The sequence below is a fragment of the Dyadobacter sp. CY323 genome (genome assembly GCF_021390245.1).
Lineage (GTDB): Bacteria > Bacteroidota > Bacteroidia > Cytophagales > Spirosomataceae > Dyadobacter.
The window spans coordinates 473,031-485,487 of sequence record NZ_JAJUXH010000001.1 but is presented as its reverse complement, the minus strand read 5'-3'; the positions used below and the strand labels follow the sequence as shown (position 1 = coordinate 485,487).

Here is a 12,457-nt window from a genome sequence, read left to right as displayed (position 1 = left end):
CATTTTACTACATGAGCGATCAACATAGCGATAAACCCGTAATAGGGATTACAATCGGCGATTACAATGGCATTGGGCCGGAAGTTATACTTAAAGCATTAGAAGGAAATCAGTTAGCAAAACTTTGTACGCCGATCATTTACGGTTCACTCCGGGTCCTCAATCACTACCGGAACCAGCTGGAAATGAAAGAATGGACTCTGCACGGAATCCAGAAAGCAGATCAGGTGAATCACAAATTGACCAACGTCATCACATGCTGGCATGATCATCAGACTGAGGTTGAACCCGGAAAGGTCACTGCAGAAGCCGGTCAGGGTTCTCTTGCCGCATTGAAACGCGCGGTTGAAGATTTAAAAGAAGGAAAAATCCAGGCACTTGTAACCGGGCCAATTAACAAGGATAACATTCAAAGTGAAGCATTTACATTCCCCGGGCATACGGAGTTCCTGGCTCAGGCTTTTGGAAAAGAGGATGCGCTTATGTTTATGGTTGCAGGGGAATTAAGGGTTGGAGTTTTGACCGGACACATTCCTCTGGAACAAGTACGATCACAGATCACAGCAGAAAAGCTCACCGCCAAGATCCAGCAGATATTGCAGTCGTTAAAAGGTGATTTTGGAATAAAAAAACCACGTTTAGCCGTTCTGGGGCTAAATCCGCACGCCGGGGAAAATGGTCTGCTCGGAACGGAAGAAATTGACATCATCCAGCCGGTTATCAAGACATTTAAAGAAAAGGGAAATCTGGTTGTCGGGCCTTTCCCGGCTGACGGCTTTTTTGCAGCTCAAACTTACAAGAAATATGATGCTGTGCTCGCCATGTACCACGATCAGGGGCTTATTCCATTTAAAACGCTGGCTTTCAACGAAGGTGTGAATTTTACGGCAGGACTTTCAGTCGTGCGTACCTCTCCCGACCACGGAACAGCTTATAATATTGCAGGCAAAAATCAGGCTGAGCCGGGCTCATTGTTACAAGCGATTTACCTGGCCTGTGACATTTCCCGGTTCCGGATCTTTAATGCGGAAATGGACAAAAATGCATTGGTATCCAAACCTCAGCAGTCTGAAAGTCAGCATCCGGCTAAATCGGGCGGTAAACAACGTTTCAATTAGGATAAGTTGACGATAGACCATTGACGCCGACCCTCGTCTACGATCATGGCCAATGGTCAGAAACATTCAATCAAGGAATTAAATAACATCCTCATGCTAAAATCAATGACCGGATACGGTGTATCCAACATCGAATCCGAATCAATTAATGTCACCGTTGAGATCAAGACCTTAAACTCCAAATTTCTCGACATTTATTGCCGTATTCCCCGCCAGTTCTCGGAACGGGAAATTGAAATCCGGAACCTGATCACTCAGTCGCTCGAACGCGGGAAAGTAGAATTTACATTAACTGTCCAACCGGTGGGCAAAACCGTTGCTTCCACATCCGTCAACCGGCTTTTGGTCTCCGCCTACTACCAGGACCTGGCTGCAACCGCGGCAGAACTTGCTATGGAGCCGGACAAAACCGAGTTACTGCGTATCGCATTGCAAATGCCAAATGCGTATAACAATGAAACCATTGACGACTCGGGCAAGGAAAATGACTGGTCGCAGATTAAGGTCGCGGTTATGGAAGCGTTGCGGAAGTGTACGGTTTTCAGGGAGCAGGAAGGAAAAATGACTTCTGATAAGTTTGAAGAATACATTCGTACCATTCAAACACATTTGGATGCGGTTTCAGAACAAGACAAATTGCGCATTCCGGCTGTCCGTGAAAGACTTGAAAAACAAGTCCGTGAGCTCCTTTCCGACGACAATTTCGACCCTAACCGTTTTGAGCAGGAGTTGATCTACTATGTAGAAAAATTTGATATTTCGGAGGAAAAAATACGTTTGGCAAATCACCTTACCTATTTTCTTGAAACCATGAAAACGGCTGAGAGTAATGGCAAGAAACTGAATTTTATTGCGCAGGAAATCGGTCGGGAAATCAACACGATTGGCTCGAAGGCGAATGACGTCGCCATTCAGCATCTGGTGGTGCAGATGAAAGATGAGTTGGAGAAAATCAAAGAACAAACGATGAACATCATCTGACCGAATGCCGTCACACACACTTCCAGCTTCCTTTTTTCAGCAGTACGATACAAAAACACTGGCGCAGAAGCTCCTGGGCTGCGAACTCGTTCACGATAGTCCCGATGGCGCCACCAGCGGGATTATTGTTGAAACGGAGGCTTATCTGCAGGACGATCCCGCCTGCCACGCCTACAACAAAAGGACTACAAGAACCGAACCTATGTACGGACCGCCGGGTACGATCTACATTTATCTCATTTATGGAATGTATGAATGCTTCAACATTGTCAGTAACAGAGAAGATGTGGGCGAAGCGGTCCTGATCCGGGCATTGCAGCCCACCTCGGGCACTGAACTGATGGAACAGCGCCGGCTACTCATTCCCGGAAAAGTGGAGCGGTTGAGTGTAAATAAAAAAGTCAGCCTGAAAGACCTCTGCCGCGGCCCCGGTAAACTGGTCAGGGCGATGGGGATTAACCGTGCCCAACACAATAGCCTTCATTTATCAAACAGCCCCGTTTATATAACCCCGCCGGTCGTCAGTGACTTCGAAATTGTCACTACTACGCGCATTGGCATTAATGTTGGAACCGATTTGCAGTACCGCTACTACATCAAAAACAACCTATTTGTAAGTAAGCTGGGTTAAAGGTATTTAGGTATCAGAAAAATCCATTTCCATGTTAAATAACGAACATGAATTAGAATCAATTTTTTATATTTGAACTGCATAACCCCGAATTTAACGGTACCATAAAATGTGACAATGCTTTCTGAATCTCCGGAAAGATTTCGCTCTGGTATTAACGTGATGATATGAGCGACCTCATCAAGCTTCTTTCTATTATCATCCTTGGAACTTTCCTTTCCGGCAGCCAGTGTACCTCGCCTAATCTGACTCAGTACCCTAATGACTTTGTCGAAGCCGTGCCAGGTGACGACTTCGCGGAAGACACCGTGCTCATTCTTAAATACTATCGCTACGGTGCCTCGTATCTTTTTGTAGATGCGGAAAAGTCTATGTTTTACTCCAAACATGTACTGCGACTTTCTCAAAAACATCAATGGGCAAAAGGTAAAATACTGGCATACAACCTTTTAAGTACTTATTACCTGCTTGATGGAAGTTACGATGTACTGCGGGAGCTTTCAAACGAGACCATGACTTTGTCCAAAAAGCTGAACCTGCCATTATATACAGCACATGCGAAGCGATTCATGGCAGAGAGTTATTCCGAGTACAGGCAATGGGATTCGGCGAGGATTAATTATGATCAGGCTATCGCCATTTTCACTGCGTTGGGAGCTGATAGTGCAAAAGCATTGACACTCGAAAACCTGGCCAATTCCTATCGCGAGAAAAGGAAATATGACGAAGCCAAACGATACTATGACCAATCCTATCAGATATTCACAAAACTGCATTCAGATTGGGGACGCGCTGCTGTTTTGCAGAGCCGCGGATATATGAGCGTCATATTAAACCAGTTTGCAGAAGCGGAAAAGTTTTTCGGCCAAAGTCTTGAACTTTCACGGAAGGTTAACAGCCGGTATGGCGAACTGAATACACTCAACGACCTCAGTAACACCTACCTCAAACAAGAAAAACTCGATAAATCGATTGAGGCCGGGCTGAAAGCGTTTGAATACTCCAAGATTTACCATTCCACGCAGCAGACCAACTGGGCGTTAACGACGCTTTCCAGGGCATACAAAGCTAAAAATATGCCGTTGGTTGCGCTGGAATACAATGAGCAGATTAATCACAACCGGCGGATGGTACATGATGAATACGTGAAACGCCAGTATACCATGTACCAATTGATGTACGATAACCAATTGATGGATACGGAGATACAGCAAAAAATCATTGACGAACAAAAGACGATACAAAGTTTCCTGATCGGGTTTTCTTGTCTGATCATCGCATTTGCTGCTTTTCTGTGGTTTAATAACAAAAAACTGAGACGTAAAAATGCCGAAATCGGAGAAGCATTGATACAGGGGCAAACCATTGAACGCAAACGCGTTGCAGCAGAGCTTCATGACCATTTGGGTGGAACGCTCGCATCTTTGAACTGGTATTTATATGGGATTGATAAAAAAGTCCTTTCCGAAGAAGAACGCAAGATCTACAATAGTGTCCATCAGATGGTTGGCTCGGCATATCGGGAAGTGAGGAGTCTTTCACACAACCTGATGCCCGCGGAATTGGAAGAAGATGGGCTGATTGTTGCATTAAATCGTCTGATAAGCAAATTGAATGAAAATAAAGACATTGATTTTCAGTTCAATCTCTCGGGCCTGAACAACCGGCTCAATAGTAAGATCGAATTCGAGCTTTACAGCATCGTCCTGGAACTGACCAATAACATCATCAAGCATTCGGGTGCAACAATGGCCACGGTGGATCTCAAAGAGAATCTTAAAACGATAAGTTTGGTTGTAAGTGATAATGGTAACGGCATGATCGATCCTTCAAAAGAAGGAATTGGCCTGCGGAATGTAAAAAACAGGGTCGGAAGCATTCACGGCAAAATCCACATTACCAATCAGGAACAGGAAGGTACACGGGTTGAAATGGAAATCCCGAAGAACAATATAAAGTAACAATGGATCACAGCGAAAAAGCACAGGAATTTATAACCTCATTTGAAAATTCACTTCAAGACAACACCTTCACCAAATTATCGCTCGGCAATTACAAAGGCACGGAAGCTCAGCTTAAGAATATTTATCTGAAACGGATCCTGATCAAAAAGGAGGAAAAGCTGAGTTTTACATACCGTTACAAAACCAGGGATATTGTTAAAAATTACAGTTATTCCGAAGCAAAAAATTTACTGGTTGAGCTGATTGGGAAGGATTTCCATGTAGCAACATTACAAACCGTGTCTTTTGAACTTCAATTTGAGATACATAACGGTCAGCGTATCACACTGAAAAAGAGAGAAACCGGATCGCGGGAAGCACCTTCAATGGAGCATGATAAGGTCAAAAAACGACTAATCTCTTCCAAAAATAAACGGTATCTGCACGATTTACAGATCACCGACGAATCGGGCGAAGTTTACAAAAATGCGCAGGACAAGTACCGTCAGATCAACCACTACATTGAGATCCTGAGCGGTCTGATCAAAGAAATTCCGGCACATGAAAATTTGAAAGTGGCCGATATGGGTTCAGGAAAGGGTTATCTGACATTCGCTCTTTACGATTATATACAAAATGTGCTCAATCAGCAGGTCTCCGTAACCGGCGTGGAATTCAGACCCGATCTGGTAAACTTGTGTAATGCATTTGCCGAAAATTCCGGTTTCACAGGTCTGCATTTCGAAGAAGGTACTATTGAAGATTTTGACAGTACCGGCACCGACATCCTTATCGCGCTGCATGCATGTGATACTGCAACAGACGACGCCATTTTCAAAGGCATTCAAGCCGGATCGGACCTGATCGTGGTCGCCCCCTGCTGTCACAAGCAGATCCGTCGCGAAATGGAAAAGCACAAAGTGGGAAATGACATCCAGTTTCTGACCCGGCACGGAATTTTTCTGGAAAGACAGGCAGAAATGGTTACCGATGGAATACGGGCTATGGTCCTGGAATATTTCGGTTACAAGACCAAAATATTCGAATTCATTTCGGATGCGCACACTCCTAAAAACGTCATGATCGTGGGTAGCAAGGATACGAGGAACAAAACTTCACAGTTGGAAATCCTTGAAAAGATCAAGAATGCGAAGGATTATTTTGGCATTGAATATCATCACCTTGAAAGAAAAATGGGCATTTAATTTGGTTATAAACCCTTTTTCCTCACACGGTATCTATATTTGCAACTTTTTGTGTACCCTGAATAACTGAATATGTGGAACAAAATAGCAACGTACATTATCCGTTACCGGCTGATGTGGGTTGCATTGGTGTTAGTCTCAACGGTCTTCATGGCATTCGAAGCCAGCAAAATCGAACTTTCCTACAACTTCGCGAGAATACTTCCTTCTAACGACCCCGTCGAAAAAGAATACCAGGATTTCCGAAAACTTTTTGGAGAAGATGGGAGCGTAATGGTTATCGGATGGCAGGATCCCAACCTTTTCGAAATCAATAAATTCCGCGACTGGTGCAAGCTCTCGCAAGAAATCAAGCAATCCCCGGGCATTAAAAATGTACTTTCGCTGGCTAATGTAAACCGGATCCTCCGCAACGACAGCCTTACTCAATTCGACTTCGAACCTGTTATCAAACAAATACCCGCTACCCAGGCCGAAGCCGACAGCATTAAAAAAGAAATTGCGAACCTGCCCATTTATGAGGGCCTGGTTATAAACAGCAAGACCAATGCGACACTGATCGTGGTCACTTTTAACGACAAAGAACTCAACTCAAAACGCAGACTGACGATCGTCGAGGACATTGAAAAGATGTCCCAGAAATTTGCAGAAAAATATAACACAGACCTGCATTACTCGGGTATGCCGTACATCCGGACGGTCAATATGAAGAAGATCTCGGGTGAAATGGAACTGTTCATGGGCCTCGCGGTTTTTGTGACCTTGCTTATCTTGTGGGCATTCTTTAAGTCTTTGAGGTTAACACTCTTATCTATCGTAGTAGTACTAATCGGCGTGGTGTTTTCAGTCGGGATATTGCATTTATTTGACTACAAAATCACCGCGCTCACAGGCTTGATCCCGCCTTTGCTCATTGTGATCGGCGTGCCAAACTGTGTGTTTCTGATCAACAAATACCAATCGGAGCTGATTTTGCACAACAATAAAGACGAGGCGTTACGAGAAATGATCCGGCAAATTGGTCTCTCGACATTTCTCGCAAACATGACTACTGCGATTGGTTTCGGGGTATTTTACTTTACCAATAGTATCCTTCTGGTAGAATTCGGGATTGTCGCGGCGATCAGCGTCATGGTAACTTATGTACTGTGTTTGCTATTGCTGCCGATCACGCTGCATTACATGAGCGTTCCGAAAGCCAGGCATTTGAAACACCTGGAAGGTCGCTGGGCCACTGGATTTTTAAGAAAAATAGATTACCTCGTCCACAACCGTCGCCGCGAGATTTATATGGTAATGGTTTTAATGATCATCGTTTCCGCATTTGGAATGACGAAGATCAAAACCATTGGCTACGTAGTGGACGACCTTCCAAAAAAAGATATCGTTTACACAGACCTTCGCTTTTTTGAGAAAAATTTCAATGGCGTATTGCCTTTTGAAGTAATGATCAATACCGGCAAACCAAATGGCATTTTCGCCGATCAGGCTGAGGCATTGTATAAAATAAAAGCCTTTCAGACCGAAATGGCGAAGTTTCCCGAATTCTCAAAGCCGATTTCGGTGGTGGAAGCTTCCAAATTCCTGTATCAAAGCTATCGCGGCGGAGATGCGAAATACTATGCTTTACCCGGTGTTTTGGAATTGAATAAACTCACGAATTACATTCAGGGTAAACAAGGTGCTACCGCGCAGATCAATGCATTCTTGAATGAAGATAAAAGTGTCACCCGCGTCAGCTTTCAAATGGCAGACGTTGGTTCTGAACGCATTAAGGATCTCATGAAACAGATCCGGCCCAAAGTCGACTCTATTTTTAGTCCTGAAAAATACAAAGTGAGTTTAACCGGTCACAGTCTCGTATTCCTTAAAAGCAACGATTACCTGCTGGGCAATTTGTACGAAAGCCTTTTAATCGCAATCCTCCTGATCGCCGTGGTCGGAATGGTGCTTTTCCGATCCATTCCGATTATCCTGCTATCCAAACTCCCCTGCTTGATCCCGCTGGCATTGACCGCCGGCATTATGGGATATTTTGATATTTATTTCAAACCTACTACCATCCTGATATTCAGCATTACATTCGGTATCGCCTCGGACGGCACGGTGTACTTTTTGACGCGTTACCGGGAAGAATTGCATAAAAACGGCCTCACTCCGTCACAAGCAATAACAGCTTCCCTGTTTGGCACCGGGCTAAGTATGATTTACACCGCTATCATTCTTTTCTGCGGGTTCTCCATATTCTCTGCTTCCAGCTTTGGCGGCACGGCCGCGATGGGCGTGATGGTTTCCATTACCTTGCTGGTCGCGATGTGTACCAACCTCATACTACTGCCCGCATTGCTGTTGTCCATTGCCAAAAGACAGGGAAAAAATGTAAAACCGACCTAAACAGGTTTACATTTGCCATTATCATATTCTTGTCAATTCATGAAACAATTGTTACCACTCCTGTCCCTGGGATTCCTGGGATTTGCCGCTCCTGTTTTCGCCCAAAACGACTATCAGGCAGATTCCATTTTTATCCGCAAAATATTCAATACCTCACTTTCGGAGGGTAAATCCTACGAGTGGCTCCGGCACCTCACGCAAAATGTGGGTTCCCGGCTGAGTGGCTCGGAAGGTGCTGCCAAAGCGGTAGCTTACACGAAATCGGTGATGGAGCAGGAAAAATTCAATCAGGTTTTTCTGCAAAATGTGATGGTGCCGCATTGGGTACGTGGTGCAAAAGAAAAAGCCGCCATTTACAGCAACAAAGTGAAAACAGTAGTCCCGATTGCTGCATTGGGCGGCTCGGTCGCAACTCCGAAAGGCGGGATCCGGGCAAAAGTAATTGAAGTAAAAAGCTTCCAGGAACTGCGCGAACTGGGTACTGAAAAAGTAAAAGGCAAAATCGTTTTCTTCAACCGCCCCATGGATCCTACGAAGCTTAACACATTCGAGGCTTATGCGGGCGCCGTGGAGCAGCGTGGTGCCGGTGCGAGCGAAGCGGCGAAGTTAGGCGCAGTCGGGTCGCTGGTGAGATCTATGACAACCAGGCTCGATGATGTGCCCCATACCGGCAGTATGCGATATGCAAGTGGCGCTCCTATTATACCGGCCGCGGCGATCACGACCAATGGAGCGGAACTACTAAGCAAAACCCTGAAGGAGAATCCGGATACTGAATTTTATTTTGAACAAAGCTGCGAAACGTTGCCGGACGCACCCTCTCACAACGTAATCGGAGAATTGAAAGGCTCCAAAAATCCAGCAAAATACATCGCGGTCGGCGGACATCTCGATTCCTGGGACTTCGCCCAGGGGGCGCACGACGACGGATCGGGCTGCGTGCAATCCATTGAAGCGGTCCGCATTCTGAAAACTCTGGGTTACCAGCCGAACAACACGCTCCGGGCTGTGATGTTTATGAATGAAGAAAATGGACTGAAAGGCGGCATTGCGTATGCCGATTCGGCAAAGTCAAAAAAAGAAATGCACATTGCCGCCATTGAATCCGATCGGGGTGGATTTACACCACTGGGTTTCGGTATTGTTGGCAATGCTGCGCAGAAAGCAAAGATCCAGCAATGGCAAAAGTTGTTTGCAACATACGGAATCCACGAGCTTGGGCCGGGAGGCGGCGGCGCGGACATTGGCCCACTTGCTCAGCAGGGAACAGTGTTACTTGGCCTCATCCCCGATTCGCAACGTTACTTTGACTACCACCATGCTTCCAATGATTCATTCGAGGCAGTAAGTAAACGAGAGTTGGAACTGGGTGCGGCGGCGATGGCTTCCATGTTGTACCTGATCGATAAATATGGCCTGGATTAACCAGAAACAATAACAAATGGGGCCGCTGAAAATTTTCAGCGGCCCCATTTGTTATTCCGGCGCGACGGCCGGGATTTTATCAAAAGTCTGATCCATCCATTCTTCGGGGATGTCATCTAACGCCTGTTTGAGCTTATCAGCCCATAATTGAGCGATCTGCTGCAGATCTTCCCGTTCGTAACGGTGTTCAACAATTGAGAAACTGTTCTTTTTATATAAAACCACATCAATCGGGAAGTCGACGTCATTGTTACTGACCCGCGTAGAATCAAAAGACAAAAAGCCGGCTTTCAAAGCCTGTTTCATCGTGGAGTTATCATTCAAAACCCGGTTCAGAATCGCTTTGCCCTGACCCGAATTCCCAATGATCACATACGGAGAACCTTCGTCCAGCTCCACCCAATTGCCTTCCGAATACAATAAGAAAAGCTTGTGATCGGTATCATCTTTCAGCTGCCCACCGACGATTGTATTGAGATTAAACTTAAAACCGGAACGTTCCAGGTTGGCTTTATCTTCCTCTGCCACCCGTTTGATCTGCTCGCCAAATGCATTTACAGCCTTATAAAGCTTGTTATACACCACACCTTCGCTGATCATGTCTTCAAAATAATGTACCGCTTTATCCCTCACCGAACGCAGGCCGCTCGTCATGATGAACATCGAATAGTTATCCTTTTGGGTCACATACATTTTCCTTTTTACAGTAGTACTTGTGCCTGCGGTGATCCGGGTGTCGGCAATGGCGACCAAGCCTTCTTTTACTTTTATTCCTAAACAATAAGTCATTTTTTCTTCTTTTGATAACACCGGGAAAGTGCCTGTTAAGCGCTCATTTTGACCCGATACCTACTTAAACTAGCCTCAAAAGTACCAAATCAGGCAATGAAGAAGTTAAAAAAGTCCGTTTTTCGTGATTAATTTTTAAAATTGCGTTTTGCCAAAATGACTTTTCATGACCAATACCATTCCTATTTTCCCCATTCTGGATCAGAAACTCATCACGCTTCTGAAATCGCTTGAACCAGGAGATTGGAATAAACCGACCGTGGCCAGGCAGTGGACTGTGAAAGATGTCGCGTCACATCTGCTGGATGGGAATATGCGGACGATTTCGCTTTACAGGGACCGTCACAGTATGCCTCCCGACCGCGAAATCCACTCGTATGCGGACCTCGTGGCATTTCTGAACCAGTATAATGCGGATTGGGTAAAAGCTACGAAACGATTAAGTACGGCTTTACTTATTGAGCTGCTGGAATCAACCGGCAAACAGTATTCCGAAATCATGGCCGGGCAGGATTTGCATTCGCAGGCGATTTTTCCCGTTTCGTGGGCGGGTGAAGAAACCTCTGAAAACTGGTTTCACATTGCCCGCGAATACACCGAAAAATGGCACCATCAGCAACAGATCCGTGAGGCAGTCGGCCGGCCGGGCATCATGGAACGCACACTGTATTATCCTTTCATCGAGACCTTATTGCGGGGTTTGCCCCATACTTACCGAAATACGGATGCCAAAACAGGTACCTGTATTGAAATTGGCATTAGTCTCCAAAACGAGCAACTCAATTGGTACCTGATAAAAAACCAAAGTGGCTGGCAGATTGAAAAAGCTCCGTTAGCCGGACCGAATGCAGGAATCCTCATTCCGGCGGAGATCGCATGGAAGCTTTTCACAAAAGCAATAACTTCCACGGAAGCATTCGAAACATCCAAATTGACCGGCGACCAGCAGCTTGCCCTGGTTTCTTTAAACCTGATTGCGGTCATGGCGTAAGTCGTCAGATCATTTGTCTGTTACGACGAATTGCATCTTCGATTCCAATAATTCGACATTGATTTCCAACGGTTCTTCTGACTTCATACGTTCATCGTCAGCGTGAAATTCTTTGAATTCGCAGGTTATTGTAATGTTCCTGGCTTGAATGGCGGTGAAGTCAAACTCATGTTTCTCCCCATTTGCAAGGGCCTGTAAGTAAGACTCGAACCTCGGGCGTTGCGATTCGGCAACCATTGCCACATTAAACCAGCCATCCCCGGGATCAGCATGCGGCGCGAGAACGAGATTCGGCCCGATAGACCTGATATTCATAATCTCCACCATCAGGTAATTGTCCGAATACTCTTTCCCATCGGCGACGATCCGGCAAGGTCTGGCTTCGAAGTCACCGGCAAGATCAGCGAGTTTTATCCTTGCCGTTTTAAGCTTTTCCTCCACGGTGGTACCAATGTCTTCCTCCCTCATTTTATCCATTACCTTCATCAGACGCGGGAAAATCCCATAACCAAAACCCTCCAGAAAGAAAAGGTCACCCTCCGCTCCCCGTATTTTTCCGATGTCAAACGGTTTGAGATGATGATGGTGCCACTTCTTCACGATATCTCTTACCTCGCCTCCGATTCCGAGAGCAGCAGCGATGTTGTTTGCAGTCCCGTGCGGCAGCAGCGCAACAGGAAATTGCTTATCCAAAACCCGCCTTCTCATCAATGCTTTGGCGATTCGCCGAACGGTACCATCTCCTCCCGCTACGACCAGGAAATCCGTCTCATCATTAAAATTGTCCCAACCCTCTTCCTTTACTGATGCGTAGGAGCATTCAAAACCTTCTTCTTTAATCAGCTTCGCCAATTCTTTCTTTGTAAAATCATTATCCCCCGCTGTGGGGTTGTGCAACAGGTTGACTTTTTTCATAGAAGATAACTAGGATTAAAGCGGGTGAACAAAAAACATACCAGGCATAATTTTATTAGGGTTTT

At 45.5% G+C, this 12,457-nt stretch carries 10 protein-coding genes; 8 read left to right on the top strand and 2 right to left on the bottom strand.

Going from position 1 to position 12,457, the window contains the following annotated elements:
- Positions 1–11: 11 nt before the first annotated feature.
- From pdxA to LZG72_RS02080, 7 genes are all read left to right on the top strand, one after another.
- Complete coding sequence (gene pdxA / locus LZG72_RS02110; protein WP_233866944.1) at positions 12–1,118, top strand: 4-hydroxythreonine-4-phosphate dehydrogenase PdxA; 1,107 nt, start codon at positions 12–14, stop codon at positions 1,116–1,118.
- Between the two features lie 93 nt (positions 1,119–1,211).
- The gene (locus LZG72_RS02105) at positions 1,212–2,099 is read left to right on the top strand and encodes a YicC/YloC family endoribonuclease (RefSeq protein WP_233866942.1); all 888 of its coding nucleotides are present in this window, start codon (positions 1,212–1,214) and stop codon (positions 2,097–2,099) included.
- Between the two features lie 4 nt (positions 2,100–2,103).
- Positions 2,104–2,730: a DNA-3-methyladenine glycosylase gene (locus LZG72_RS02100; RefSeq protein ID WP_233866940.1), complete on the top strand. Its 627-nt coding sequence runs from the start codon at positions 2,104–2,106 to the stop codon at positions 2,728–2,730.
- Positions 2,731–2,897: 167 nt separating this feature from the next.
- A complete protein-coding gene (locus LZG72_RS02095; RefSeq protein WP_233866938.1) occupies positions 2,898–4,691 on the top strand; it encodes a sensor histidine kinase in 1,794 nt (597 codons plus the stop codon).
- Positions 4,692–4,693: 2 nt separating this feature from the next.
- The gene (locus LZG72_RS02090; RefSeq protein ID WP_233866936.1) at positions 4,694–5,878 is read left to right on the top strand and encodes an SAM-dependent methyltransferase; all 1,185 of its coding nucleotides are present in this window, start codon (positions 4,694–4,696) and stop codon (positions 5,876–5,878) included.
- Positions 5,879–5,950: 72 nt separating this feature from the next.
- Positions 5,951–8,272 (top strand): RND family transporter, encoded by a 2,322-nt coding sequence (locus tag LZG72_RS02085; protein WP_233866933.1) that lies wholly within the window; start codon positions 5,951–5,953, stop codon positions 8,270–8,272.
- Positions 8,273–8,311: 39 nt separating this feature from the next.
- Complete coding sequence (locus LZG72_RS02080) at positions 8,312–9,697, top strand: M28 family peptidase (RefSeq protein WP_233866930.1); 1,386 nt, start codon at positions 8,312–8,314, stop codon at positions 9,695–9,697.
- A gap of 51 nt (positions 9,698–9,748) precedes the next feature.
- Here LZG72_RS02080 and LZG72_RS02075 read toward each other — a convergent pair whose 3' ends face one another.
- On the bottom strand, positions 9,749–10,486 hold the full coding sequence (locus tag LZG72_RS02075) for a peptidase (protein WP_233866927.1): 738 nt from the start codon (positions 10,484–10,486) through the stop codon (positions 9,749–9,751).
- A 166-nt stretch (positions 10,487–10,652) separates the two neighbouring features.
- On the opposite strand from LZG72_RS02075, the gene LZG72_RS02070 reads away from it, so the two are divergent.
- Positions 10,653–11,477, top strand: coding sequence for a maleylpyruvate isomerase N-terminal domain-containing protein (locus LZG72_RS02070; protein ID WP_233866925.1), 825 nt, complete (start codon positions 10,653–10,655; stop codon positions 11,475–11,477).
- A 9-nt stretch (positions 11,478–11,486) separates the two neighbouring features.
- On the opposite strand, the gene LZG72_RS02065 is transcribed toward LZG72_RS02070, so the two are convergent.
- Positions 11,487–12,392: a diacylglycerol kinase family protein gene (locus LZG72_RS02065; protein WP_233866922.1), complete on the bottom strand. Its 906-nt coding sequence runs from the start codon at positions 12,390–12,392 to the stop codon at positions 11,487–11,489.
- Between the last annotated feature and the right edge of the window lie 65 nt (positions 12,393–12,457).